At 66.6% G+C, this 24,727-nt stretch carries 21 protein-coding genes; 11 read left to right on the top strand and 10 right to left on the bottom strand.

Annotated elements, in window-relative coordinates:
- Nucleotides 1–2: 2 nt before the first annotated feature.
- The gene (gene pabB, locus AZSP09_RS08240; RefSeq protein ID WP_152089732.1) at nt 3–1,823 is read left to right on the top strand and encodes an aminodeoxychorismate synthase component I; all 1,821 of its coding nucleotides are present in this window, start codon (nt 3–5) and stop codon (nt 1,821–1,823) included.
- A 183-nt stretch (nt 1,824–2,006) separates the two neighbouring features.
- Here pabB and AZSP09_RS08235 read toward each other — a convergent pair whose 3' ends face one another.
- The 4 genes from AZSP09_RS08235 to AZSP09_RS08220 all read right to left on the bottom strand — a co-directional run bounded on the left by AZSP09_RS08235 (nt 2,007) and on the right by AZSP09_RS08220 (nt 7,376).
- Nucleotides 2,007–4,844, bottom strand: a complete 2,838-nt coding sequence (locus AZSP09_RS08235) for a valine--tRNA ligase (protein WP_152089731.1) — start codon at nt 4,842–4,844, stop codon at nt 2,007–2,009.
- Nucleotides 4,845–4,944: 100 nt separating this feature from the next.
- Complete coding sequence (locus tag AZSP09_RS08230; protein ID WP_043798442.1) at nt 4,945–5,436, bottom strand: hypothetical protein; 492 nt, start codon at nt 5,434–5,436, stop codon at nt 4,945–4,947.
- Nucleotides 5,433–5,864 (bottom strand): DNA polymerase III subunit chi, encoded by a 432-nt coding sequence (locus AZSP09_RS08225; RefSeq protein WP_014238545.1) that lies wholly within the window; start codon nt 5,862–5,864, stop codon nt 5,433–5,435. Before AZSP09_RS08225 ends, AZSP09_RS08230 begins: the two co-directional genes overlap by 4 nt.
- 15 nt (nt 5,865–5,879) lie before the next feature.
- The gene (locus tag AZSP09_RS08220) at nt 5,880–7,376 is read right to left on the bottom strand and encodes a leucyl aminopeptidase (protein WP_130459068.1); all 1,497 of its coding nucleotides are present in this window, start codon (nt 7,374–7,376) and stop codon (nt 5,880–5,882) included.
- Between the two features lie 101 nt (nt 7,377–7,477).
- Between AZSP09_RS08220 and lptF the strand changes: the two genes are divergently transcribed.
- Entirely contained in the window at nt 7,478–8,563 is a 1,086-nt protein-coding gene (gene lptF, locus AZSP09_RS08215; RefSeq protein ID WP_152089730.1) for an LPS export ABC transporter permease LptF, read from the top strand.
- Nucleotides 8,560–9,666 carry an LPS export ABC transporter permease LptG gene (lptG, locus tag AZSP09_RS08210; RefSeq protein WP_152089729.1) on the top strand — a complete coding sequence of 369 codons (1,107 nt, stop codon included), beginning with the start codon at nt 8,560–8,562 and terminating at the stop codon, nt 9,664–9,666. The genes lptF and lptG overlap by 4 nt, the downstream gene beginning before the upstream one ends.
- A gap of 97 nt (nt 9,667–9,763) precedes the next feature.
- Here lptG and AZSP09_RS08205 read toward each other — a convergent pair whose 3' ends face one another.
- Genes AZSP09_RS08205 through AZSP09_RS08190 form a run of 4 tightly spaced genes read right to left on the bottom strand, consistent with a single transcriptional unit; the run spans nt 9,764 to nt 11,872 of the window.
- Nucleotides 9,764–10,243 carry an RDD family protein gene (locus AZSP09_RS08205; protein ID WP_152089728.1) on the bottom strand — a complete coding sequence of 160 codons (480 nt, stop codon included), beginning with the start codon at nt 10,241–10,243 and terminating at the stop codon, nt 9,764–9,766.
- Nucleotides 10,243–10,968: a DUF3106 domain-containing protein gene (locus AZSP09_RS20140; RefSeq protein ID WP_197739072.1), complete on the bottom strand. Its 726-nt coding sequence runs from the start codon at nt 10,966–10,968 to the stop codon at nt 10,243–10,245. The genes AZSP09_RS08205 and AZSP09_RS20140 overlap by 1 nt, the downstream gene beginning before the upstream one ends.
- Nucleotides 10,965–11,336, bottom strand: a complete 372-nt coding sequence (locus tag AZSP09_RS08195) for a DUF3619 family protein (protein WP_165397465.1) — start codon at nt 11,334–11,336, stop codon at nt 10,965–10,967. The genes AZSP09_RS20140 and AZSP09_RS08195 overlap by 4 nt, the downstream gene beginning before the upstream one ends.
- Nucleotides 11,333–11,872, bottom strand: a complete 540-nt coding sequence (locus AZSP09_RS08190; RefSeq protein WP_232058891.1) for an RNA polymerase sigma factor — start codon at nt 11,870–11,872, stop codon at nt 11,333–11,335. Before AZSP09_RS08190 ends, AZSP09_RS08195 begins: the two co-directional genes overlap by 4 nt.
- Before the next feature lie 216 nt (nt 11,873–12,088).
- On the opposite strand from AZSP09_RS08190, the gene ilvB reads away from it, so the two are divergent.
- The 5 genes from ilvB to pssA all read left to right on the top strand — a co-directional run bounded on the left by ilvB (nt 12,089) and on the right by pssA (nt 16,904).
- Entirely contained in the window at nt 12,089–13,789 is a 1,701-nt protein-coding gene (ilvB, locus tag AZSP09_RS08185; RefSeq protein ID WP_152090862.1) for a biosynthetic-type acetolactate synthase large subunit, read from the top strand.
- Nucleotides 13,790–13,806: 17 nt separating this feature from the next.
- Nucleotides 13,807–14,298: an acetolactate synthase small subunit gene (ilvN, locus tag AZSP09_RS08180; RefSeq protein WP_014238536.1), complete on the top strand. Its 492-nt coding sequence runs from the start codon at nt 13,807–13,809 to the stop codon at nt 14,296–14,298.
- A 29-nt stretch (nt 14,299–14,327) separates the two neighbouring features.
- Nucleotides 14,328–15,344: a ketol-acid reductoisomerase gene (gene ilvC / locus AZSP09_RS08175; RefSeq protein WP_014238535.1), complete on the top strand. Its 1,017-nt coding sequence runs from the start codon at nt 14,328–14,330 to the stop codon at nt 15,342–15,344.
- A 138-nt stretch (nt 15,345–15,482) separates the two neighbouring features.
- Entirely contained in the window at nt 15,483–16,127 is a 645-nt protein-coding gene (locus AZSP09_RS08170) for a phosphatidylserine decarboxylase (protein WP_014238534.1), read from the top strand.
- Nucleotides 16,128–16,139: 12 nt separating this feature from the next.
- Nucleotides 16,140–16,904: a CDP-diacylglycerol--serine O-phosphatidyltransferase gene (gene pssA, locus AZSP09_RS08165; protein WP_014238533.1), complete on the top strand. Its 765-nt coding sequence runs from the start codon at nt 16,140–16,142 to the stop codon at nt 16,902–16,904.
- A 1-nt stretch (nt 16,905) separates the two neighbouring features.
- Here pssA and AZSP09_RS08160 read toward each other — a convergent pair whose 3' ends face one another.
- Together AZSP09_RS08160 and AZSP09_RS08155 are read right to left on the bottom strand one after the other, a co-directional pair.
- A complete protein-coding gene (locus tag AZSP09_RS08160; protein ID WP_014238532.1) occupies nt 16,906–18,294 on the bottom strand; it encodes a sensor histidine kinase in 1,389 nt (462 codons plus the stop codon).
- Nucleotides 18,278–18,988, bottom strand: coding sequence for a response regulator (locus tag AZSP09_RS08155; RefSeq protein ID WP_152089726.1), 711 nt, complete (start codon nt 18,986–18,988; stop codon nt 18,278–18,280). The genes AZSP09_RS08160 and AZSP09_RS08155 overlap by 17 nt, the downstream gene beginning before the upstream one ends.
- Nucleotides 18,989–19,064: 76 nt before the next feature.
- Here AZSP09_RS08155 and AZSP09_RS08150 point away from each other — a divergent pair, with 76 nt between their 5' ends.
- From AZSP09_RS08150 to AZSP09_RS08140, 3 genes are read left to right on the top strand one after another with little or no spacing between them, the layout of a single operon-like run.
- Nucleotides 19,065–20,321: a TolC family protein gene (locus AZSP09_RS08150; RefSeq protein WP_152089725.1), complete on the top strand. Its 1,257-nt coding sequence runs from the start codon at nt 19,065–19,067 to the stop codon at nt 20,319–20,321.
- A gap of 16 nt (nt 20,322–20,337) precedes the next feature.
- The gene (locus tag AZSP09_RS08145; RefSeq protein ID WP_152089724.1) at nt 20,338–21,489 is read left to right on the top strand and encodes an efflux RND transporter periplasmic adaptor subunit; all 1,152 of its coding nucleotides are present in this window, start codon (nt 20,338–20,340) and stop codon (nt 21,487–21,489) included.
- Between the two features lie 4 nt (nt 21,490–21,493).
- Nucleotides 21,494–24,601, top strand: a complete 3,108-nt coding sequence (locus AZSP09_RS08140; protein ID WP_152089723.1) for an efflux RND transporter permease subunit — start codon at nt 21,494–21,496, stop codon at nt 24,599–24,601.
- The last annotated feature ends 126 nt before the right edge of the window (nt 24,602–24,727 follow it).

Below are 24,727 nucleotides of genomic sequence, written 5' to 3'. Positions count from 1 at the left end.
CGTTGTCCCTGACCCCGCCGTCCCCGGGCCCCGTCGAGGCCGCCGCCTTCGCCTTCCTCGAAGAGGAGGGCGGCGCCCGGCTGTGCACTGACCTGCGACAGACCCATGCCCTGCACACCTTACAGGACCTGGAGCGTGGGCTGGCCGCCGCCAAGGATGGCGCCGCCCGGGGCTGGTGGGCCGTGCTGGCCCTGGATTACGAACTGGGGCGCCTGCTGCAGCCGGGCAAGGCGGGATGCCCGCATCTCCTGCCCGACAGCCCAGCGCCCCGAGGCCACCTGTGGCTTTTCGCCGCGGCGCAACGACTTGACGCCGATGCCGCCCGGAACTGGCTGGCGGACCAGGTGGCGGCCCTGCCGGCAGACCAGACCGCCTGCGGTATCGCCGAGCTGGCGCCGGGGCTGGACCAAGCCGCCCATGCCGCGGCGGTGCAGCGCATCCGGGACTACATCGCCGCTGGCGACTGCTACCAGGTCAATTTCACCTTTCCCCTGCATTTCCATGCCTACGGCCATCCCCTGGCCCTCTACGCCCGTCTGCGGCAACGCCAGCCGACGCCCCTGGGCGGTCTGGTGCTGACAGCGGAGCGGCGGATACTCTCCCTGTCCCCCGAACTGTTCGTCGCGCGCCGCGGCGACACCCTGCGTACCCGGCCCATGAAGGGCACCGCGCCGCGGGGGGCAGACGAGGCCGGCGATGCGGCCAACCGGGCCGCCCTGGCGGCCTCGGCCAAGGACCGGGCGGAAAACCTGATGATCGTTGATCTGCTGCGCAACGACCTGGGGCGCCTGGCCCAGACCGGCTCGGTGCGGGTGGAGCAGCTGTTCGCCATCGAGACCTACCCCAGCGTCTTCCAGATGACCTCCACGGTCAGCGCCCGGGCCCCGGGTGTCGGCCCGGGCGAGACCCTGGCGGCCCTCTTTCCCTGCGGTTCCATCACCGGCGCGCCCAAGCTGCGGGCCATGGAAATCATCGAGGAACTGGAAGTCGGGCCCCGGGGCCTGTACACCGGCAGCCTGGGGCTGCTGGCGCCGGACGGGGATTTCTGCCTCAACGTGGCCATCCGCAGCCTGGAACTGGGAGCCGACGGGCGCGGCGTCATGGGTGTGGGCAGCGGCATCGTCACCGACTCCGAGCCCGCCGCCGAGTACCGGGAATGCCTGCTCAAGGCCCGCTTCCTCACCGACCTGGACCCGGGCCTGGAACTGATCGAGACCCTGCGTCTGGATGACGGCGCCTTCCCCGACGGTGAACTGCATCGCCAGCGCCTGGCCGCCTCGGCCCAGGCCCTGGGCTTCGCCCACGACGACGCCAGCGTGGCCCAGGCCCTGGCGGCCCTGGCCACGGCCCATCCCCGGGGGCGCTTCCGCGTGCGCCTGAGCCTCAACAAGGCCGGCACCCTGCAGCGGCAGGCCGTGCCCCTGGAGTCCTCCCCGGGGCCGTGGCAGGTCCATCTCTCGCCCCACCGTCTCGATTCCCGCCGCTACCTGCTGCGCCACAAGACCACCGCCCGGGCCCTCTACGATGGGGAGTTGCAGCGGGTCATGGCCCTGCCCGGCGGCTTCGATGCCCTTTTCCTCAACGAGCGGGACGAAGTCTGCGAGGGTGCCCGCAGCAACGTCTTCGTCCGCCTCGACGGCGTACTCTACACCCCGCCCCTGGCCTGCGGCCTGCTGCCGGGCATCCTGCGCCGGCGCCTGCTGGAATCCGGCGAGGCCCGGGAACGGGTGCTGACCCTGGCCGACCTGGCCCGGGCCGAAGCGCTGTACATGGGCAACGCCCTGCGGGGGCTGGTGCCGGTGACGCTGGCGTCCCAGGGCTGAAAGGCCACTTGCCCTGGGGGCAAGCAAGGACGGCATTCGCCAGCGATGTCCTGCCAGAAATGGCGTGCCTATTGCCTCGCAGGCCGAGTGCCTGCAATACCTCTAGGGCTTCAGCTTACCCAAGCCCGAAAACAAAAACGCCCCGGCTCAACCGGGGCGTTTTTCTGGGGGGAGCGGGCCGGCTCAGGCCTTGTTCAGCTTTTCCAGCTGGGGCTTGAGCTTGTCCACGGTGGCGCTGAAGTTGGCCAGGCGTTCCTTCTCCTGGGCCACCACGGCTTCCGGGGCCCGGGCGACGAAGCTCTCGTTGGAGAGCTTGGCGTGGGCCTTGGCGATCTCCCCTTCGAGACGGGCGATTTCCTTGCTCAGGCGCTCCTTCTCGGCGGCCACGTCGATCTCCACCTTGAGCATCAGGCGGAAGTTGCCGACCACGGCCACGGGGGCTGGCTCGTCGCTGGCAATGTCGTCCACGATCTGCACTTCGGAGAGCTTGGCCAGGGCCGCCAGGTAGGGGGCGAAGCGGGCCAGGGCTTCCTTGTCGCCGACGGCGAGCAGGGGCACCTTGGTGGCGGGGGACATGTTCATCTCGCCGCGCAGGTTGCGGCAGGCACCCACCAGTTCCTTGAGCAGGGCCACCTGGGCTTCCGAGGCCTCGTCCAGCTTCGCCGGGTTGGCTTCCGGGTAGCGGGTGAGCATGATGGACTCGGCGTCCTTGCGGCCGGCGATGGGGGCCACGGCCTGCCACAGTTCCTCGGTGATGAAGGGGATCAGCGGGTGGGCCAGGCGCAGGATGGTCTCCAGCACCCGCACCAGGGTGCGGCGGGTGGCCTTGGCTTCTTCCGGAGTGCCGCCGTTCATCTGCACCTTGGCGATTTCCAGATACCAGTCGCAGAACTCGTCCCAGATGAAGCGGTAGAGGGTCTGGGCCAGCAGGTCGAAGCGGTATTCCTCGAAGTGCTTGGCCATTTCCTGCTCCACCTTCTGCAGGTGGCTGACGATCCAGCGGTCGGCAAAGCTGAACTTCAGCGGCGCATCGGCGCTGCAGGCGCCGCCGGCGGCCTGCTGGTGCTCCAGGGCCAGGTCGTGGCCTTCCACGTTCATCAGCACGAAGCGGGTGGCGTTCCACAGCTTGTTGCAGAAGTTGCGGTAGCCGTCGCAGCGGTTCAGGTCGAACTTGATGTCGCGGCCGGGGGAAGCCAGGCTGGCGAAGGTGAAGCGCAGGGCGTCGGTGCCGAAGGCGGGAATGCCTTCGGGGAATTCCTTCTTGGTCTTCTTGGCGATGCTCTCGGCCTGCTTGGGATTCATCAGGCCGGTGGTGCGCTTCTGCACCAGGGCATCGATGTCGATACCGTCGATGAGGTCGATGGGGTCCAGCACGTTGCCCTTGGACTTGGACATCTTCTGGCCTTCGCCGTCCCGGATCAGGCCGTGCACGTAGACGTGCTTGAAGGGGATCTTGCCGGTGATGTGCTTGGTCATCATGACCATGCGCGCCACCCAGAAGAAGATGATGTCGAAGCCCGTGACCAGCACGGAGGAGGGCAGGTAGAGGTCCAGGGCCGGGTTGGACTTGGCCGGATACTCGGGCGTCCAGTCCAGGGTGGAGAAGGGCCACAGGGCGGAGGAGTACCAGGTGTCGAGCACGTCCGCATCCCGGGTCAGCTGGCCGGCGTAACCGGCGGCGTCGGCCTGGGCCCGGGCTTCTTCCTCGTTGTGGGCGACGAAGACTTCGCCGTTAACGCCGTACCAGGCGGGAATCTGGTGGCCCCACCACAGCTGGCGGGAGATGCACCAGTCCTGAATGTTGTTGAGCCACTGGTTGTAGGTGTTCACCCAGTTTTCCGGGTAGAACTTGATCTCGCCGGACTGCACCACGTCCAGGGCCTTCTCGGTGATGGACTTGCCGTCCTCGCCGGGCTTGCTCATGGCGACGAACCACTGGTCGGTGAGCATGGGCTCGATGACCACGCCGGTACGGTCGCCGCGGGGCACCTTGAGCTTGTGCTTGTCGGTCTTTTCCAGGATGCCCAGGGCTTCCAGGTCGGCCACCACGGCCTTGCGCCCATCGAACCGGTCCAGGCCCCGGTACTTCTCGGGGGCGTGCTCGTTGATCTTGGCATCCAGAGTCAGGATGCTGATGATCGGCAGGTTGTGGCGCTGGCCCACGGCGTAGTCGTTGAAGTCGTGGGCCGGGGTGACTTTCACCACGCCGGTGCCGAATTCCATGTCCACATAGGCGTCGGCGATGACCGGGATTTCCCGGTCGGTCAGGGGCAGCTTCACCATCTTGCCGATGAGGTGCTTGTAGCGCTCATCCTCCGGGTGGACCATGACGGCGGTGTCGCCCAGCATGGTCTCGGGCCGGGTGGTGGCCACGGTCAGGGTGGCGCTGCCGTCCGCCAGGGGGTAGCGGATGTGCCACATGAAACCGTCTTCCTCCTCCTGCACCACTTCCAGGTCGGAGACGGCAGTGTGCAGCTTCGGGTCCCAGTTCACCAGGCGCTTGCCGCGGTAGATGAGACCTTCCTTGTAGAGGCGGACGAAGGATTCGGTGACGATCTTGTTGAGGCCGGCATCCATGGTGAAGCGTTCCCGCTTCCAGTCGGGGCTGGTGCCCATGCGGCGCATCTGGCGGGTGATGGTGCCGCCGGAGTATTCCTTCCACTCCCACACCTTCTCCAGGAACTTCTCCCGGCCCAGGTCGTGGCGGGAAATGCCCTGGGCGTCCAGCTGGCGCTCCACCACGATCTGGGTGGCGATGCCTGCGTGGTCGGTGCCCGGCTGCCACAGGGTGTTGTGGCCCTTCATCCGGTAGTAGCGGGTGAGGGCATCCATGATGGTCTGGTTGAAGCCGTGGCCCATGTGCAGGGTGCCGGTGACGTTGGGCGGCGGCAGCAGGATGCAGAAGGACTGGTCGGCGGGCTTGCTGGTGTCCAGGCCGGCGGCGAAGTAGCCGCGTTCTTCCCAGAGCGGGTACCAGTGGCGTTCGACGGCTGCCGGCTCAAAACTTTTGGCGAGTTCCATAGGAATCAGGGGATTGGGGCGAAAGGAAAGGGCGCAATTATACCGGAAGCGGCGGGCGCTCCCGGTCTGCTTGTCCGGAGATTTGGGCCGGTCGGCCCGTTCAGTTGCCCGGGGCGGGCGGGTCGAAGGGCAGCTGCAGCTGTTGCCGGCGGGCGATGAAGTCCTTCAGGGCGGCTTCGGTGGCGGCGATGATGCCGGCCTTGAGGTCGTCCTGCAGGCCGGCCAGGGTGGCTTCCACCAGGCTGGGCAGCTCGGAGGCCAGGCGTTGCTCGATGGAATGGGCCAGTTCGGCCGCCAGGGCGTCGGCCAGGGTTTCCCGCAGGGCCTCCAGGTCGGGGCCGGCGTCCTTCTCGTCGGGGGCGTCGGCGCTGACCGAGGCCAGATCCACCACTTCGGTGAGCACCGGAATGTCGTCATCGCCTTCCGGCACCAGGTCGGAGAGGTCCAGATCCAGGGGGCCGGCCGGCGCCGGGGGCGGCGGTGGAGGCGGGGCGGCGACGAAGCTGCGGCGGCGCGGGGGGAAGGGGATGACGCTGGAGTTGCCCGTCGGCGGGGGCGGGGTGCCGTCGTTGCCGTTCATGAAGTCGCTCATTTGGCGGAAAGGTCGTGGCGGTTGATTTCGTAGCCCCGATCCTTGTAGAACTTGAAGCGGGCCCGGCCGGGCGTCTTGTCTTCCTCTTCGCGGCCGACGATCTCGATGAGGCGCTTGAAGCGGGCGAAGCCGGGCGGCACCTCGTCGTCCAGGTTGATCAGCAGCTCGTCCTGGGGCAGGCGTTCCAGGGCGGCCGGCGTCTCGGCGATGAGCACCGGCGTTTCCGCCGCCAGGGGCGCGTCGGCCCGGCAGTGGGGGAGGAAGCCCAGGGCCGGCTGGGTCCACAGCAGGCGGTCGATCTGCTCCGCCACGGGGGGCTGGGAGGTGTAGATGGCCAGGGGCAGGCGCTGGGAAAAGGCCTTGTGGGCGAGCTTGACGGCGATGGCCAGCTTGTTCGGCACGTCGTAGTAGAAGTCCACCCGGGTCATGGTCGTGGGCCTGCCTTAATCCAGCTTGCCGGCCCGCTTCAGCAGGTAATGGGTGAGCAGGGGCACGGGGCGGCCGGTGGCGCCCTTGTCGGCGCCGGACTTCCAGGCAGTGCCGGCGATGTCCAGGTGGGCCCACTCAAATTTCTTGGTGAAACGGGCGAGGAAGCAGGCGGCGGTAATGGCCCCGGCGTAACGGCCGCCGATGTTGGCCATGTCGGCGAAGTTGCTCTTCAGCAGCTCCTGGTAGTCCTCCCACAGGGGCATGTGCCAGGCCCGGTCGAAGGCCTCGTCGCCGCAGTGGGCCAGTTCCCGGGCCAGACTGTCGTTGTTGCTGAAGAGGCCGGTGGCCACGGCGCCCAGGGCGACGACGCAGGCGCCGGTGAGGGTGGCCACGTCGATCACCGTTTCCGGCTCGAAGCGTTCGGCGTAGGTGAGGGCGTCGCACAGCACCAGGCGGCCTTCGGCGTCGGTGTTGAGGACTTCGATGGTCTGGCCGGAGAGGGAAGTGACCACGTCGCCGGGCTTGGTGGCGCTGCCGCCGGGCATGTTCTCCGTAGCCGGCACGATCACCGTCAGGTTCACCGGCAGCTTCATCAGGGCGGCGGCCTTGATGGTGCCGAGGACGCTGGCGGCGCCGCACATGTCGTACTTCATCTCGTCCATTTCGGCGGCCGGCTTCAGGGAAATGCCGCCGGTGTCGAAGGTGATGCCTTTGCCCACCAGCACCAGGGGCTTCTCTTCCTTCTTGCCGCCCTTGTACTGCAGGACGATGAACTTGGGCGGCTGGTGGGAGCCGCGGGCGACGGAGAGCAGGCTGAACATGCCCAGGGCTTCCATCTCGGCCTTTTCCAGGATCTGGCATTCCAGGCCGTGTTCCTGGGCCATGGCGGTCGCCTGCTCGGCCAGGTATGTGGGGGTGCACAGGTTGCCCGGCAGATTGCCCAGGTTCTTCGCCAGGGCCATGCCCTCGGCGATGGCCAGGCCCTGGTTGAGGGCTTCTTCGGCCGGCGTCAGTTCGTTGCGCCGTTCGACGGCGAAGGTGAGCTTGCGCAGGGGGCGGCGGACTTCGTCCTTCTTGCTCTTCAGCTGATCGAAGCGGTAGACCGTTTCCTGGGCGACGATGGCGGCCTGGCGCACACGCCAGCTGACGGTGCGCTTTTTGACCGGAATTTCGGTGAGGAAGACGACGCCGTCGAAGGAGCCGGTTTCATTGAGGGTTTTCACCGCCGTGCGCACGGCCTGGCAGTATTCCTTTTCCCGGAATTCCTTCTCTTTGCCCAGGCCCACCAGCAGGACCCGGTCGCACAGGGTGCCGGGCACGTTGTGCAGGAGCAGGGTGGAGCCCAGCTTGCCTTCCATGTCGCCGCGGCGAATGATGTCGGAAATATAGCTGCGGGCAGCGTTGTCCAGCAGTTCCGCCGGCAGGGTCAGCTTGCGCGGTTCGTGAACTCCGACCACCACACAGGCGCTGCGCTGCTTTTCCGGACTACCGCTTTTTATGCTAAATTCCACCGTCCGCTCCTATCCGTAACTTTGTGATAAATCGGCAAAAAAGTAGCTAAACCGCAAATTCAGCGTCGATTATCACCGTTTCCTTTCGGCAAAGTCAAAGCATGATTTTCCAGCGCGCCGTGCGGCGTGAATTTACCCAGGCGGCCCTGGGCGTGTTTATCGCTCTCTTTGCCATTCTCCTGACCACCCAGCTGATCCGCCTGCTGGGCCAGGCCGCTGCCGGCCAGGTCGCATCCGAGGCCGTGGTGGCCCTGCTCGGCTTCGCCGCCCTCAATTCCCTGCCGGTGCTGCTGTCCCTGACCCTGTTCATGGCCATCCTGCTGACCCTGTCCCGCAGCTACCGGGATTCGGAAATGGTGGTGTGGTTCGCTTCGGGCCAGTCCCTCACCGCCTGGGTGCGGCCGGTGCTGACCTTCACCCTGCCGGTGGTGGTGAGCATCGCCCTGCTGTCCCTGCTGATTTCGCCCTGGGCCCTGAAAATGAGCGCCGAGTACCGGCAGAAGCTGACCGGCCAGAACCGGGACGACACGGCCCAGGTATCCCCGGGGGCCTTCAAGGAAGCCAGTTCCTCCCAGCGCGTGGTGTTCGTCGAGGCGGTGGCGGACGATTCGACCCAGGTGCGCAACATTTTCGTCAGTTCCATGCAGCACCAGAAACTGGGGGTCATGATGGCCGCCACCGGGCATTCCGAGCAGATGGAAAACGGCGACCGTTTCATGGTCATGGAGCATGGCCGTCGTTATGAAGTGACGCCCGGCATTCCCGAGTTCCGGGTGCTGGAATTCGTGCGCTATGCCCTACGGGTCGACACCAAGGAAAGCCAGGGTATCGAAAAGACGCCGAAAAACACGTCCACCAGGGAATTGCTGAAAAACGGCAGTCCCGGCTACATGGCCGAATTCCTGTGGCGGGTGGGGGTGCCCTTGTCCGCACTGGTGCTGGCCCTGTTGGCCATTCCCATGAGCTTCGTCAATCCCCGGGCCGGCCGTTCCGCCAACATGATCCTGGCCCTGCTCACCTTCACCATCTACAGCAACCTGCTCTCCGTCAGCCAGGCCTGGGTGGCCCAGGGGCGCCTTTCCTTCGCCACCGGCTGGTGGCTGGTGCATGTGCTGATGGCGGCCCTGTTGCCCCTGCTGTTCTTCCGCCGCATCGCGGTGTTCTCTTTCCTGCGGCTGCGTAAATGAAGCTTCCTCTCGGCAAGACCTATCAGCGCTACCTCTTCCGTGAGGTGTTTTTTGCCACTTTGCTGGTGCTGGCGGCATTTCTCGCCCTCTTCGGCTTTTTCGACCTGATCAACGAACTGGGGAGCATCGGCAGGGGTACCTATCACATCCAGCATGCCATCATTTTTGTTGTCCTGACCTTGCCCGGCCGCATTTACGAGTTGATGCCCATCGCCGTTCTGATCGGCTCCCTCTTTGCCCTGTCCACCCTGGCACGGCATTCGGAAATCACCGTATTGCGGGCTTCCGGTATGTCGACCCGGGAGTTGCTGATGACTCTGTTCCGGGTGGCGGCCCTGTTTGCCTTCCTCACCTTCCTCATCGGCGAGTTCCTGGCGCCGCCGTCGGAGAAATTGGGCCAGCGCATCCGCCTGCAGGCCCTGGGAATGCCTCTTTCCGCCGATTTCCGTACCGGCCTGTGGGTCAAGGACGAAAACCGCTTCATCAACGTGCGCACGGTGACGCCGGAAGCCAAGCTGCTGGGAATCCGCATCTACGAGTTCGACGACCAGCAGCGGCTGCAGATGGTCAGCGAGGCCAAGGAGGGCGAATACCTGCCCACCAGCGAATGGCGCCTCAACAGCGTGGAACAGACCATCCTGGAGTACGACGCCAAGGGGCAGCCGGTACGGGGCCGGGTGGCTCACCAGGACGAGGTGATGTGGCAGTCGGCCCTCAATCCGGACATTCTCTCGGTGCTGCTGGTGGTCCCGGAGCGCATGTCGGTGTGGAACCTGACGTCCTACATCAAGCACCTCTCCGACAACCGGCAGAAGACCCAGCGTTACGAAATCGCCCTGTGGAAGAAGGTGGTCTATCCCCTGGCGGCCCTGGTGATGGTGGCCCTGGCCCTGCCTTTCGGCTACAGCCACAACCGGGTGGGCGGCGTCAGCCTGAAAATTTTCTCCGGCGTCATGCTGGGGGTGTTCTTCCACATGCTCAACGGCCTTTTTTCCAACCTGGGCATCATCAACAGCTGGCCGCCCTTCTCCAGCGCGGTGACGCCGTCCGCCATGTTCCTCCTGGCGGCGATGGGCATGATGTGGTGGGTCGAACGGCGTTAGGCGCAGGCGGCAGGAGGTTCCTGCGTATGGACAAAAAGAAACCGGGCCCTGAGCCCGGTTTCCTTTTGTCCGCTGGCAGCCTGTCTGCTGCCCTGGTTCAGGCGTGGTTGCTATTGACCAGGCGGGTTCCCGCCAGTCGGTCATGCAGGAACTGGCCGTCCCGGTCGAACAGGGCCCACACCAGGCCGGCGCCGAAAAAGCCCAGGCTGGGCCAGGCCAGCAGGTAGCGCAACAGGGCCTGAAGGGGCTGGATGCCGCCGCCGTTGGCGTTCACCAGGCGGATGCGCCAGGTCTTCATGGCCAGGGTCTGGCCGCCATGGAGCCAGAGCCAGCCAAAGTAGAGCAGCAGGGCCAGGAAGAAGTGACCCCACAGCAGGGCGGGGTGTGCCATGACCTTGCCCACCAGCCCCAGCAGGATATGGGGCAGGAGCCAGGCGAGGAAAAGTACGGCCAGGGCCAGCAGGGTGTCGTAAAGCATGCTGGCCAGGCGGCGGACCAGGCTGGCCGGGCTGCGCTGGTCGGGGGCGGCAGGCTTGCCCTGGCCGCTGGCCAGGGTGGAGTCGGGGCGGGAAGTCATCAGGGCTTGCGGCTGGGTGCCGGCGCCCGCTTCGGCATGGGCGGCAGCAGGGAGGGAATCTGTCCGTCGCCCGGAATGCGCAGAATCTGGGGCGGATGGGGCAATTGGGGGATGCCGCCTTTGCCCAGCACCTTTTTGCCGTTAGGCAGGGCGGGGGGCGTCGGTCTGGGATGGGGGGTGGCCGGGGCCGGGCGCAGCGACAGGGGGGCGAGGCTGCGCAGGGGCAGGGTGGTAAAGACCTTGCCGATGCCCTGGGGCGCCGCCTGGCGCGGCCGGGCGGCGCCTGCTTCCTTGAGCTGCAGGCGCTGCTCTTCCGACAGGTTGGCGTACTCTTCCCACTTCTGCTTCACCGTGTTCTTGCGTTCTGGCGGCAACTGTTTGATGTTTTTGTACTTTTCCCGGACTTCCTTGCGCTGCTCGGGGGTCATGTTGGCCCATTCCCGCATGCGCCGCTGGACCCGCTCCTGTTCCTGCTCGGCCATGCGCGGATAGCGGGCGGCAATGCCGAGCCACTTCTTGCGCCGGTAGTTCTCCATCCGGTTCCAGTCCTCCGCCAGGGGGGCAAGAATCTGCTGCTGGGTCTGGTCCAGCTCCTGCCAGGCCGGCTGGGGCGGGGTGGCGACCACGGCGGTGGTGCCGGGGGTCTGGGCGCCGGCGGGCGCAACCAAGCCTGCCAGCAGGGCCAGCAAGAGCAGGAAGGGGAAGGAGGCCGGCTTACCGGTCATTCGTCAGGGTTCTGGTCCAGCCAGGCGGCAAATCCCTGGTCCGTGTAGGCGTCCAGGGGTAGATCGTCGGCCAGCAGGGCGCTATCCACGTCTTCCAGTTCGTTCATCTGTTCGTCGGCCTGCCACAGCATGCCGGAGGAAAGGCCGACGACCAGGGCCAGGGCGGCCAGCATGTGCTTGGGGCGGAAGCCGTCCAGGTGCAGGTGGAAACCCAGGCCGGCCAGGATGGGGGCGTGGGCGGCCACCCGCTGGTGGGCGAGCGCCTGGCTACGGGCTGCCGCCAGGCGATCCGTGATGCTCGGGCTGAGCGCCATGGTCTCCTGGTTCAGATGCCGCCGTATCTGGTAGGCAAAGTGCTGTTCGTTCATAGGGTTATTCCTTTTGCTTTCAATGCGGCGGCCAGGGTGTGGGTGGCCCGGGAGCAATGGGTCTTGACGCTCCCTTCGGAGCATCCCATGGCTGCCGCCGTCTCTGCGACGTCCATATCTTCCCAATAACGCATGAGGAAGGCCTCCCGTTGACGTCCGGGTAGGCGGGAAATCTCTGCTTCAATGACGGCCAGGACCTGGGACTGTTCCAGGGAGCCCTCCGGGCTGTCGCCGGCCTTGTCTTCCACCTCCAGGGTGTCCAGCGGGTCGCTGTCCTCGTCGTCCCCCGGGGTCAGGGAGGAGAGCAGGGTGGTCCACATGGAGCGGACCTTGCTGCGGCGGTAATAGTCCCGGATGGCATTTTGCAGGATGCGCTGGAACAGCATCGGCAATTCTTCTGCCGGCCGGTCGCCGTATTTCTCGGCCAGGCGCATCATGGCATCCTGGACCAGGTCCAGGGCAGCTTCTTCGTCACGCACGGCGAACAGGGCCTGTTTGAAGGCCCGGCGTTCGACGCCGGCGAGAAAATCCGACAGTTCGCGTGGTGTAGCCAGAATGAATCCTAGTCGGGGAGATAATTGCCCGCTGTGCGGGGCTTGTTTTTCCGGCCTGCGCCCGGCCTGGATGCGGGCCTCGGGGTGCGGCTGAATGGCGGGCTTTTACTGGCCTTGGGCGGGTATTTTACCTTGACCAATCCGGGGCGAGCCATTAACGTAGCAGGTTTTTCGAGCGACTTACGTAAGGCCATAAAAATGACGCTTACCGGTGCGGAGATTGTAATCAGGTGCCTTCAGGAAGAAAAGGTCGACTATGTGTTCGGCTATCCTGGCGGTTCGGTGCTGCATATTTACGACGAACTGTTCAAGCAGGACGACATCAAGCATATCCTGGTACGCCATGAACAGGCTGCCGTCCATGCTGCCGATGCCTATTCCCGCTCCTCCGAACGGGTCGGCGTGGCCCTGGTGACCTCCGGTCCCGGCGTCACCAATGCCGTCACCGGCATTGCCACGGCCTATATGGACTCCATCCCGATGGTGGTGCTGTGCGGCCAGGTGCCGACCTACTACATCGGCCAGGATGCCTTCCAGGAATGCGACACCGTGGGCATCACCCGCCCCTGCGTCAAGCACAACTTCCTGGTGAAGGACGTCAAGGACCTGGCCTCCACCATGAAGAAGGCCTTCCACATCGCCAAGACCGGCCGTCCCGGCCCGGTGGTGGTAGATATCCCCAAGGACATCACCGCCAACAAGTGCGAGTTCGAATATCCGGCCTCCGTGCAGATGCGCTCCTACAACCCGGTGGTCAAGGGCCACCTGGGGCAGATCAAGAAGGCCGTGCAGATGCTGCTGGAAGCCAAGCAGCCCATCATCTACACCGGCGGCGGCGTGGTCCTCTCCGACGCCTCCGAGAAGCTGGTGAAGCTGGCCAAACGCCTCAACTTCCCGGTCACCAACACCCTCATGGGCCTGGGCGGCTACCCGGCCACCGACAAGCAGTTCGTCGGCATGCTGGGCATGCACGGCACCTACGAGGCCAACATGACCATGCAGCACGCCGACGTGGTGCTGGCCATCGGTGCCCGCTTCGACGACCGGGTGATCGGCAATCCCGAGCATTTTGGCGGCGTGCCGCGCAAGATCATCCATGTGGATATCGATCCTTCCTCCATTTCCAAGCGGGTCAAGGTGGATGTGCCCATCGTCGGCAACGTGCCCGATGTGCTGGACGAGCTGCTCAAGCTGCTGGACGACGGCGCCAAGCCGGCTCCCGACGTCTCCGACTGGTGGCAGCAGATCGACGGCTGGCGGGCCAAGAACAGCCTGGGCTACAAGCAGGGCGACCTGATCGAGCCCCAGTACGTGGTGGAGAAGCTCTACGAGGTGACCCAGGGCGAAGCCTTCATCACCTCCGACGTGGGCCAGCACCAGATGTTCGCCGCCCAGTACTACAAGTTCGACAAGCCCCGCCGCTGGATCAACTCCGGCGGTCTGGGGACCATGGGCGTGGGCCTGCCCTACGCCATGGGCGTGCTTTTCGCCAATCCGGGCGCCCAGGTGGCCTGTATCACCGGCGAAGGCTCCATCCAGATGTGCATCCAGGAGCTGTCCACCTGCAAGCAGTTCGAACTGCCGGTGAAGATCATCAACCTCAACAACGGCATGCTGGGCATGGTGCGGCAGTGGCAGGAGATGTTCTACTCCAAGCGCTACTCCCAGTCCTACGTCACTTCCCTGCCCGATTTCGTCAAGCTGGCCGAATCCTACGGCCACGTCGGCATGCGCATCGAGAAGCCCGAGGACGTGGTGCCGGCCCTGAAGAAGGCCTTCACCGAATACAAGGACCGCCTGGTGTTCATGGACTTCATCATCGACCCCGAAGCCAACGTCTACCCCATGGTGGCGGCCGGCAAGGGCCTGTCCGAAATGATCCTGTCCGAAGACCTGTGAGCCCGGAGTAGAGAACCATGCGACACATCATTTCCATCCTGCTGGAAAACGAAGCCGGCGCCCTGTCCCGGGTGGCGGGCCTGTTCTCCGCCCGCGGCTACAATATCGAATCCCTCACCGTGGCTCCTACCGAGGATGCCTCCCTGTCCCGCATGACCATCGTTACCACGGGGTCAGAAGATGTGCTGGAACAGATCACCAAACAGCTCAACAAGCTGGTGGACGTGGTCAAGGTGGTGGATCTTTCCGAAGCCGCTCATTCCGAGCGGGAACTCATGCTCATCAAGGTCCGCGCCACCGGCAAGGACCGCGAAGAGATGAAGCGTATGGCCGATATCTTCCGCGGCCGTATCATTGACGTCACCGATTCGACCTACGTCATCGAGCTGACCGGCACCGGCGCCAAGCTGGACTCCTTCATTGCCGCCCTCGATGCCGGTCTGATCCTCGAAACCGTGCGTACCGGCGTCTGCGGCATCGGCCGCGGCGACCGCATTCTCAAAGTTTGAAGCAAGCCCTTGAACCCGAAAGGAAAAAAATGAAAGTTTATTACGACAAGGACGCCGACCTCTCCCTCATCAAGGGCAAGAAAGTCACCATCGTCGGCTACGGCTCCCAGGGCCACGCCCACGCCCAGAACCTGAAGGATTCCGGCTGCAAGGTCACCGTCGGCCTGCGCAAGGGCGGTGCCTCCTGGGCCAAGGCCGAAAAGGCCGGTCTGAAGGTGGAAGAGATCGCCAAGGCCGTCAAGGGCGCCGACGTGGTCATGATCCTGCTGCCCGACGAGAACATCCCCGCCGTGTACTACGCCGACGTGGAACCCAACCTGAAGAAGGGCGCCGCCCTGGCCTTCGCCCACGGTTTCAACGTGCATTACAACCAGGTGGTGCCCCGCGAAGACGTGGACGTCATCATGGTCGCCCCCAAGGGCCCTGGCCACACCGTGCGCTCCGAGTACCTGAAGGGCGGCGGCGTGCCTTCCCTGATCGCCGTGTACCAGGACAAGACCGGCAAGGCCAAGGACATCGCCCTGTCCTACGCCGCTGCCAACGGCGGCACCAAGGGGGGCGTCATCGAAACCAACTTCCGTGAAGAGACCGAAACCGACCTCTTCGGCGAACAGGCCGTGCTCTGTGGCGGCGCCGTGGAACTGGTGAAGATGGGCTTCGAGACCCTGGTGGAAGCCGGCTACGCTCCCGAAATGGCCTACTTCGAGTGCCTGCACGAGCTGAAGCTGATCGTGGACCTGATGTACGAAGGCGGCATCGCCAACATGAACTACTCCATCTCCAACAACGCGGAGTATGGCGAGTACGTGACCGGCCCCGAAGTCATCAACGAAGAGTCCCGCTACGCCATGCGCAACGCCCTGAAGCGCATCCAGACCGGCGAATACGCCAAGATGTTCATCCTGGAAGGCAAGACCGGCTACCCCAGCATGACCGCCCGCCGCCGCCTGACCGCCGATCATCCCATCGAGCAGGTCGGTTCCAAGCTGCGCGACATGATGCCCTGGATCAAGAAGAACAAGCTGGTGGACCAGTCCAAGAACTAAGACTGGCGCGGGGCGGAGCTAACCGGAGGCGCAGGCTGCACGCGCTTTCCGGGGCTCCGCCCCGGTTTCGTTGCAACTCCCGTCTTCACGCTGCGGCCCCGGCCGGAGCGTCCGCAAAACAGCCCTGAGAGCGCGTCCTTGAACAACTATCCCCATCCCATCATCGCCCGCGAAGGCTGGCCCTTCCTGACCATCGCCGTGGTGGCGGCCCTTGCCGGCAGCGCCTTTGCCCCGGTTTACGTGGCCGTGCCCCTGTGGATCATCGCCCTCTTCGTGCTGCAGTTTTTCCGCGACCCGGCGCGCAAGATCGCCGGCGGCGCCAAGACCATCGTGGCCCCTGCCGACGGCCGCATCGTCGCCGTGGAAAAGGCCCTGGACCCCTACCTCAACCGTGAGGCAGTGAAGGTCAGCGTCTTCATGAACGTCTTCAACGTGCACTCCAACCGCAGCCCGGTGGACGGCACCGTGCAACAGAAGTGGTACAACCCGGGCGCCTTCGTCAATGCCGCCCTGGACAAGGCCTCCGTCGAGAACGAGCGCTGCGCCCTGTGGATCAAGACCGCCGACGGCCAGGACGTGACCTCCGTGCAGGTGGCCGGCCTGGTGGCCCGGCGCATCCTCAACTACGTGGATGGCGGCGTGCAGCTGGCCCGGGGCCAGCGCTACGGCTTTATCCGCTTCGGTTCCCGCGTGGACGTGTACCTGCCCCTGGATGCCCGCATCAAGGCCAGCATCGGGGAGAAGGTGTATGCTTCCTCCACCGTTCTTGCCGAGTTGGCGTAATTCACAGAAAAAATGTCCGAACTGAAACCCCGCAAGGTCCTCTTCAACCCGGAATTGAAACGCCGGGGCATCTACGTCCTCCCCAACCTGTTCACCACCGCCGCCCTGTTCGCTGGCTTCTTCGCCATCGTCCAGGCCATGAACGGGTTCTATGAACAGTCCGCCGTGGCTATTTTCGTGGCCATGGTGCTGGACGGGCTGGACGGCCGGGTGGCGCGCCTGACCCATACCCAGAGCGCCTTCGGTGCCGAATACGATTCCCTGTCCGACATGGTTTCCTTCGGCGCCGCGCCCTCCCTGGTGATCTACGAGTGGGCCCTGCGCGGCATGGGCAAGCTGGGCTGGATCGCCGCCTTCATCTACTGCGCCGGCGCCGCCCTGCGCCTGGCCCGCTTCAACACCACCCTGGAAGTGATCGACAAGCGCTTCTTCCAGGGCCTGCCCAGCCCGGCTGCGGCCGCCCTGGTGGCGGGCTTTGTCTGGCTGATGCTGGACAACGACATCGTCGGCAGCGACGTGCGGGTCATCGCCTGCATCCTGACCATCTTCGCCGGCGTCTCCATGGTCACCAACTGCCGCTTCTACAGCTTCAAGGACATCAACCTGCGCAAGAGCGTGCCCTTCATCTTCGTCGGTGCCATCGTCCTCGCCTTCGCCCTGGTCTTCATGTATCCCCCGGGCGTGCTGTTCGGCCTGTTCGTGGTCTATGCCCTCTCCGGCTACGCCCTCTCCGGCCTGCGCCTGCTGCGGCGCAAGCCCGCCTCCACTCCCCTCTGATTCACCTTCCGGGTGGCGGCGGGAAGCTCACTTCCAGCCGCGCACCTCCCAGCACCGGGGCCTCGTCCAGCCAGACGTCGGCCCCGTGCTGTTTGGCGATCTCCCTGACGATGGCCAGGCCCAGGCCGCAGCCTTCCGGATTCTGTTCCCCGTTGATGCGGTGGAAGCGCTCGAACACCTTTTCCCGCTGCTCCGGCGCAATGCCCGGGCCGGTGTCGTCCACCTGCAGCACGGCTGCCCCGTCCCGGGCGAAGGTGCGCACCGTGACGCTGCCGCCGGCGGGCGTGTAATGGATGGCGTTGTCGATGAGGTTGCTCAGCAGCTCCTCCAGTAGCCGCGGGTGGCCGAGGAGGGGAGCCGGCGCCAGGTCGAAACCCAGGTCGATGTTGCGTTCCAGGGCCCGGGGGTGCCAGGTCTCGGCGCACTGGTGCACCACTTCCACCAGATCCAGGGGCTTCATCGCCTGCTCGCCGCCCGGTTCGGCCCGGGCCAGGGCCAGCAGCTGGTGGGCCAGGTGGGTGAGGCGCCGGGTGGCGGCCAGGATGCGTTCCAGCTCGGCCCGCAGTTCCCCGGTCTGGGCCGGGGCCGGGCCGTTGAGGCGGCGCAGGGCCAGTTCCGCCTGGGCCTGCAGGGCGGCCAGGGGCGTGCGCAGCTGGTGGGCGGCGTCGGAGACGAAATTGCGCTGGGCCGAGAGGGAGCCGTCGAGGCGGGACAGCAGATGATTCAGTTCTTCCACCAGGGGGCCGATTTCCCGGGGCACCCGGTCCGAGGAGACGGCGCTGAGATCGTGGTGGGAGCGCTGGGAGAGCTGCTCCCGCAGGTCCTCCACCGGCTTCAGGCCGTGGCGGATGCCGAGCCAGCCCAGGCCCAGGGTGGCCGCCACCAGCAGTAGTTCCGGCAGCAGCATGGAGGTGAGGATTTCCCGTACCAGGTTGTCCCGCTTGGTCTGGGTCTCGGCCGCCAGGATCAGCAGGGGAATGCCTTCGCGCAGGACGAAGAGAGCGGCGACCCGCACTTCCCGGTCGTGGAACCAGCCGTCGTAGTAGATGCGGCCGTCCTCGGGCAGCTGCTGGGGCGGGCGCGGAATGCCCCGGTGGCCGGCGACGGATTCGCCCTGGGGGCCGATGACCTCGTAGAAGACGTTGTCGTAGCGGTCGGTGAGGAGGATTTCCTGGGCCTGGGACGGCAGGTTGAGCACCGGGTGGCCGCTGACGATGTGGATCTGGCCGGAGAGGGCCAGGGAGGTGTCGAGCAGGGCCCGGTCGTAGGCCCAGGTGGCGGAACGCAGGGCGATGCCGTAGGCCATCAGGCCGCCGGCCGCCACCAGGGCCAGCATGGCCGGCAGCAGCCAGATCAGCAGCAGGCGCCGCAGGCTAGGCTGGCGGATCATCGCTGGCCGCGTCCGCGCCTTCCTCGTCCTTCGGCTTTTCCAGGTAGTAGCCCAGGCCGCGCACGGTGCGGATGGAAATGCCCCCGGTCTCCAGCTTGACCCGCAGGCGGGAGATGAATTTCTCGATGGCGTTGGGGGTGATGTCCTCGTCCCAGCTGTAGAGGGACTGCATGATCTGTTCCTTGCTGACGATGCGGTTGGCCCGGCTGACTAGGAACTCCAGGGCCGCCCACTCCCGGGCGGTCAGGTCCAGGGGCTCCTCCCCCAGCCAGGCCCGCTTGCCCACCGTGTCCAGGCGCAGCTTGCCCAGGCGCAGCTCCGGGTCCGGCTGGGTGCGGCCGCGGCGGATCAGGGCCCGGGCCCTGGCTTCCAGTTCGGACAGGGCGACCGGCTTGACCAGGTAGTCGTCGGCTCCCAGGTCCAGCAGGCGCACCCGTTCCTCCAGGGCCTCCCGGGCCGAGAGGATCAGCACCGGCGTCGCCAGCTTGCGTCCGCGCAGCCGTTGCAGTACCTCGCTGCCTTCCATTCCCGGCAGGCCCAGGTCCAGGATGGCCAGGTCATAGTTCTGGTCCGTCAGCCAGCTGTCGGCCTGCTTGCCGTCCCGGGTCCAGTCGGTGACGTAGCCCGATTGCCGCAAAGCCTTCACCAGCCCGTCGGCCAGCAACTCGTCGTCTTCCACCAGGAGAATGCGCATGGGGCGTCAGTAGTTGGTCAGTAAGGGGCAATACGATACCAGCCTCCTAGGTATCGAGAAACTGCAGGCCGCTTCGATGTCACGTTCCCTCCTCATCTGTCTGGCCCTGCTGGCGACCGGTCCCGCCTCACTGCGTGCTGCCGAGCCCCTGCAGGAGCTGGGCCTGGCCCAGGCCGAGGCCCTGTGGCTGGCCCACAACCGGGAAGTACGGCTGGCCCGGGAGGGCGTGCAGGCGGCCCAGGCGGATAGCCTCACCGCGGCCCAGGTGCCGAATCCCCAGTTCAGCCTGTCCACCTCCTCCATCAACCCCCGCAGCGGCATCGGTGCCGGCAGCCTGGGGCAGAAGCGGGTGGATTCGGTGCTGCGACTGGATCAGGTGATCGAGCGGGGCGACAAGCGGGAGCTGCGCCAGCAGGTGGCCGGCGCCGCCCTCGAAGCCGCCGGCCAGGGCCTGGCGGAGGTGCAGCGGCAGAGCCGCTTCCAGCTGCGGGTCACCTACTGGGACCTGCGTCTGGCCCAGGAGCGCCGCCAGGTGGCCGAAGAAAGCGGCGAACTCTACCGGCGCAGCGTCAAGGCGGCGGAGATGCGCCTCAAGGTCGGCGATGTGGCCGGCGCCGACGTTTCCCGCCTGCGCATCGAGGCCGGCCGCGCCGAGAACGAGGCCCGGGCGGCCCAGGCCGACCTGGAGCGGGCCCGCCAGAGCCTGGCTTACCTGATCGGCAAGGAATCCGAGGCCGCCAGCCTGCGGGCGGCGGAGCCCTGGCCCCGCAGCGAAGGCGAGGTGGTCACCGCCCGCCGTCCCGAGCTGGAGAACCGGGCTGACGTTCTCGCCGCCCGGGCCCGGGTCAAGGCTGCCGAAGCCGCCCGGGAACTGGCGCGGGCCGCCCGCAGCCGGGATGTGACGGTGGGCGTGCAGTTCGAACACTTTCCCCCGGGCGACGCATCGCCCAACAACACCTACGGGGTCAGCCTGAGCGTGCCCCTGTTTCTGCGCCATGCCTACGAGGGCGAGATCGCCCGGGCCGAGGCCGAACTGCTGGCCGCCCGCACCCAGGAGGAACAGGTGCGGGCTCTGGCCCTGGGCGAGGTGGCCCAGGCCGAATCCCTGCTGGGCGCCGCCCGGGAGCGCCGCCAGCGGCTCGAGGACGGCCTGCTGGCCGAGGCCGAGCGGGTCGCCAGCGCCAGTGAATATGCCTACGGCCGCGGCGCCCTGGGCCTGCTCGACCTGCTCGACGCCCGCCGCACCCTGCGCGCCGTGCGCCTCGATGCCGCCATTCTCCGGGCCGAATACGCCAAAGCCCTGGCCGCCTGGCAGGCGGTCCTGGGCCAATAGAACAAAAGGAACGCCCATGAAGCCCCTGAAGCACTCCCCCCTGCTGCAGAAAAAAGTCCTGCTCCCCCTGGGCATCGCCGGGGCCCTGGCCGTGGCGGCCGTGCTGGTCCTGCGTCCGGCCGCGCCGCCGGCCGGACCGGCGCCCCTGGCCAAGCCGGCCCTCAATACCAACCACAGCATCAGCTTCCCGCCGGGGGCGCCCCAGCTGGCCTACCTGCGCATCGAAGCCGCGCCCGAGCTGCCGGTGCCCCTGCTGGAACCCCTGGCCGGACGGGTCAGTTACGACGAGAACCGTACCGCCCGCATTTTCGCCCCCACCAGCGGCCGGGTGCTGAAGGTGCTGGCCCAGGCCGGCGACACGGTCAAGGCCGGCGCCCCCCTGCTGACCCTGGACGTGCCGGACTACGCCGACCTGCGCAAGGCCGAGTCGGACCGGGAGACCAAGCGCTCCGCCCTGGAGCGGAGCAAGGCCTTGTACGAACTGGAAGTGGTGGCGCGCAAGGACCTGGAGGCGAGCCAGAACGATTACCGGGCGGCCGAAGCCGAAGTGGAGCGCAGCCGCGCCCGCCTGCGCAATCTCTCGCCCCTGGCCGGGGAGAGCGGTTTCGCCCTGCGCACGCCCCTGGCCGGCATCGTCACCGAGCGCCAGGCCAGCCCCGGCGTCGAGGTCCGCCCCGACGGCGCTGCGCCCCTGTTCGTGGTCAGCGATCCCCGCTCCCTGTGGGTCATGGCCGAACTGACGGAAAAGGACCTGGGCAAGCTGAAGGTGGGCCAGGCCGTTTCCATCGCCGTGGACGCCTATCCGGAACAGCGCTTTCCCGGCACGGTGGAGGCCATCGGCGACGTGCTCGATCCCCAGTCCCGCCGGGTGCCGGTGCGCTGCGCCGTGGCCAATCCGGAACGCCGCCTGAAGCCGGAGATGTTCGCCCGCATCGTGCCGGAGAATCCGGACCGGCGCCTGCCTAAGGTGCCCAACACCGCCCTGGTGACCGAAGGCCTGCACACCTATCTCTTCGTCGAATCCGAGCCGGGGGTGGTGGCCCGGCGCGAAGTGGTGCTGGCCTTCCGCGGCCACGACAGCAGCTTCGTCGAAAGCGGCTTGAAGGCCGGGGAGCGGGTGGTCACCGCCGGCGCCCTGCTGCTCAACGCCGAACTGGCCGGGAACTGAGGCCATGCTGGAACGCCTGGTTACCTTCGCCCTGGCCCAGCGCCTGTTCGTCATCGTCGGCGTCCTGGTGCTGATCGCCGTGGGCGGCTACGCCGTGGTCAATCTGCCCATCGAGGCCTTCCCCGACGTGCAGGACGTGCAGGTCAACATCGTCACCCAGGCCCCGGGCCTGGCGCCGGAGGAAGTGGAACGGAGCATTTCCCTGCCCATCGAGCGGGAGATGAACGGGGTGCCGCGCATGACCCAGCTGCGCTCCGTTTCCATTACCGGCCTGTCCATCGTCACCCTGACCTTCGCCGACAACACGGACGACTATTTCGCCCGCCAGCAGGTGACGGAAAAGCTGCAGAACGTGCTGTTGCCGCCCGGTGCCCAGCCCGGGCTGGCGCCCCTGACCACGGCGGTGGGGGAAATCTACCGCTATGTCTTCGAGGCCCCGGCCGACATGCCCCTGCACGAGGTGCGGGCCCTGCAGGACTGGGTGGTGCGGCCGGCCCTGCGCCGGGTCACCGGGGTGGCCGACGTGGTCAGCTTCGGCGGCGCGGTGAAGGAATACCAGGTGCGCATCGACCCGGCCCGCCTGCGCAAGTTCGCGGTCAGCATCGACCAGGTCTCCCAGGCCCTGGCCAGCAACAACGCCAACGCCGGCGGCGGCATCATGCGCCGCGGCGACGAGGCCCTGGTGGTGCGTTCCATCGGCCTGCTGTCCAAGGTGGACGACATCGCCCGGGTCACCGTGGCGGTGCGGGACGGCAAGCCCATCCTGGTGGGCGACGTGGCCCGGGTGGAGATCGGCCCCCGCACCCGCTCCGGCATCGTCTCCTTCAACGAGCGGGACGACGTGGTGCAGGGCATCGTGCAGATGAGCAAGGGCCAGAACGCCATCAAGGTCTCCGCCGCCCTCAAGGAGGAAATGGCCCGGGTCGGCGAGCGCCTGCCCGCGGGCGTGCGCCTGGTGCCCATCTACGACCGTATCGAACTGGTCAAGCACACCGTGCACACCGTCAGTGAAAACCTGCTGGTGGGGGCGGTGCTGGTGGTGGGCATCCTGATCCTGTTCCTGCGCTCCTGGTTCGCCGCCGCCGTAGTGGCGGTGGTGATTCCCCTGTCCCTGCTCACCGCCTTCGTCATGATGCATACCAAGGGCGTGGCGGCCAATCTCATCTCCCTGGGGGCGGTGGACTTCGGCATCATCATCGACGGCGCCGTGGTGCTGGTGGAGGCCCTCATGGTGCGCCTGGCCATGGGCGAGCCGGAGAAGAACCCCCTGCACGGCACCCTGCAGTGGCGCATGCTGACCCTGAAGCACACCGCCATCGAGATGGGGCACCCGATCATCTTCTCCAAGGCCATCATCATCCTGGCCTTCCTGCCCATCTTCACCTTCGAGCGGGTGGAGGGGAAGATTTTCGCCCCCATGGCCTACACCCTCTCCTTCGCCATCATCGGCGCCATCCTGCTGACCCTGACCCTGACCCCGGCCCTGACCTCCTTCTACCTGAAGCAGCACAACCTGGCGGAAAAGCACCTGGACTGGATGCACCGCCTGCAGGGGCGCTACCGGGACCTGATGCAGTGGGCCGACGGCCGGCGGCGGCAGATCGTGGTCGGCTCCGGCCTCATCCTGGCCCTCTCCCTGGCCCTGGTGCCCCACCTGGGCAGCGAGTTCCTGCCCAAGCTGGACGAGGGCAATATCTGGCTCACCGTGACCCTGCCGCCGGCCACCAACCTGGCCAAGACCAAGGAGGTGGAGCAGGAGGTGCGGCGCATCCTGCTTTCCTATCCGGAGGTGAGCAAGGTCATCGCCCACGTCGGCCGTCCCGACGACGGCACCGACCCCAAGGGCCCCAACAACATGGAAATCCTGGCGGACTTGAAGCCCCACAACGAGTGGCGCTTCCCCAGCAAGGAGGCCCTCATCGCCGACATGAGCGGGAAGATCCGGGCCATTCCCGGGGTGCCCACCAACTTCTCCCAGGTCATCGAGGACAACGTGCAGGAATCCATTTCCGGGGTGAAGGGGGAGATCGCAGTGAAGATCTTCGGCCCCGACCTGGACATCCTGGAGGACAAGGCGGAGCAGGTGGTGGGCGTGCTCGGTGCCATCCACGGCGCCGCCGACGTGGCCGCCATCAAGGTCAGCGGCCAGACCGAACTGGACATCACCCTGGACCGGGAGCGTATGGCCCGCTACGGCATCAGCGCCCAGGACGTCAATGCCACGGTGCAGACGGCCCTGGCCGGCAGCGCCGTGGCGGTCTTCTACGACGGCGACCGCCGCTTCGACATCGTGGTGCGCCTGGAGAAGGAATACCGGGACGCGGTGGACGACGTGGCGGACCTACCCATTGCCCTGCCCCATAGCGACCATCCCTCCCTGGCCGACCCCGGCACCATACCCCTGGCCGCCATCGCCAATGTGGAAGTGCGCCAGGGCCCGGCCCGCATCGCCCGGGAGGCCGGCGGCCGCTATGTGGCGGTGAAGGCCAACCTGCTGGGGCGGGACCAGGGCAGCTTCGTCGCCGAGGCCATGGCCAAGGTCAAGGAGCGGGTGCATCTGCCCAGCGGCTACAGCATGACCTGGGGCGGCCAGTTCGAGAACCAGCAGCGGGCCACCAAGCGCCTGGCGGTGATCGTGCCCCTCTCGGTGCTGGGCATTTTCGTGCTGCTGTTCTGGGCCTTCCGCTCCATGCCCTTCGCCCTGCTGGTGCTGGGCATGGTGCCCTTCACCTGGGTCGGCGGCATTCTCGGCCTGGCCGCTGCCGGCCTGCACATGTCCGTCTCCGCCGCCGTCGGCTTCATCGCCGTGGCCGGCATCTCGGTGCAGAACGGGGTGATCATGGTGGAGCAGTTCCTCGAAGGCGTGCGCAACGGCCAGAGCGTCGCCGTTTCGGTGCGGGAAGGCGCCGTCGGCCGCCTGCGCCCGATCCTCATGACGGCCCTGATGGCCGGCCTGGGCCTGCTGCCGGCGGCCCTCTCCCACGGCATCGGCTCCGAGACCCAGCGGCCCTTCGCCGTGGTCATCGTCGGCGGCATCGTCTCCGCCACCATCTTCACCCTGATCCTGCTGCCGCTGCTGTTCCCGGCCCTGTGCCGGACCGAGGAAAACTGAGGTGGCACTCCCCGGGGAGGCAGGAGGGACGGCCCTCTCCGGGCATCCATGCCCGACAGTGGCGTCCCTTCTGCCTTGCAGGGCATCCCGCTTTGGCGGCGCGGTGCGCTAGAATCCTTTCCCCTG

This window comes from Azospira sp. I09 (assembly GCF_009177135.1).
Classification (GTDB): Bacteria; Pseudomonadota; Gammaproteobacteria; order Burkholderiales; family Rhodocyclaceae; genus Azospira; species Azospira oryzae.
This window is presented reverse-complemented; position numbering and strand designations above follow the sequence as displayed.

Excerpts from the sequence above, each read along its gene's own strand:
- AZSP09_RS08235 (WP_152089731.1), bottom strand. The coding sequence starts at position 4,844 with ATGGAACTCGCCAAAAGTTTTGAGCCGGCAGCCGTCGAACGCCACTGG.
- AZSP09_RS08230 (WP_043798442.1), bottom strand. The coding sequence starts at position 5,436 with ATGAGCGACTTCATGAACGGCAACGACGGCACCCCGCCCCCGCCGACG.
- AZSP09_RS08225 (WP_014238545.1), bottom strand. The coding sequence starts at position 5,864 with ATGACCCGGGTGGACTTCTACTACGACGTGCCGAACAAGCTGGCCATC.
- lptF (WP_152089730.1), top strand. The coding sequence starts at position 7,478 with ATGATTTTCCAGCGCGCCGTGCGGCGTGAATTTACCCAGGCGGCCCTG.
- lptG (WP_152089729.1), top strand. The coding sequence starts at position 8,560 with ATGAAGCTTCCTCTCGGCAAGACCTATCAGCGCTACCTCTTCCGTGAG.
- AZSP09_RS08205 (WP_152089728.1), bottom strand. The coding sequence starts at position 10,243 with ATGACTTCCCGCCCCGACTCCACCCTGGCCAGCGGCCAGGGCAAGCCT.
- AZSP09_RS20140 (WP_197739072.1), bottom strand. The coding sequence starts at position 10,968 with ATGACCGGTAAGCCGGCCTCCTTCCCCTTCCTGCTCTTGCTGGCCCTG.
- AZSP09_RS08195 (WP_165397465.1), bottom strand. The coding sequence starts at position 11,336 with ATGAACGAACAGCACTTTGCCTACCAGATACGGCGGCATCTGAACCAG.
- ilvB (WP_152090862.1), top strand. The coding sequence starts at position 12,089 with ATGACGCTTACCGGTGCGGAGATTGTAATCAGGTGCCTTCAGGAAGAA.
- ilvN (WP_014238536.1), top strand. The coding sequence starts at position 13,807 with ATGCGACACATCATTTCCATCCTGCTGGAAAACGAAGCCGGCGCCCTG.
- ilvC (WP_014238535.1), top strand. The coding sequence starts at position 14,328 with ATGAAAGTTTATTACGACAAGGACGCCGACCTCTCCCTCATCAAGGGC.
- pssA (WP_014238533.1), top strand. The coding sequence starts at position 16,140 with ATGTCCGAACTGAAACCCCGCAAGGTCCTCTTCAACCCGGAATTGAAA.
- AZSP09_RS08160 (WP_014238532.1), bottom strand. The coding sequence starts at position 18,294 with ATGATCCGCCAGCCTAGCCTGCGGCGCCTGCTGCTGATCTGGCTGCTG.
- AZSP09_RS08155 (WP_152089726.1), bottom strand. The coding sequence starts at position 18,988 with ATGCGCATTCTCCTGGTGGAAGACGACGAGTTGCTGGCCGACGGGCTG.
- AZSP09_RS08150 (WP_152089725.1), top strand. The coding sequence starts at position 19,065 with ATGTCACGTTCCCTCCTCATCTGTCTGGCCCTGCTGGCGACCGGTCCC.
- AZSP09_RS08145 (WP_152089724.1), top strand. The coding sequence starts at position 20,338 with ATGAAGCCCCTGAAGCACTCCCCCCTGCTGCAGAAAAAAGTCCTGCTC.
- AZSP09_RS08140 (WP_152089723.1), top strand. The coding sequence starts at position 21,494 with ATGCTGGAACGCCTGGTTACCTTCGCCCTGGCCCAGCGCCTGTTCGTC.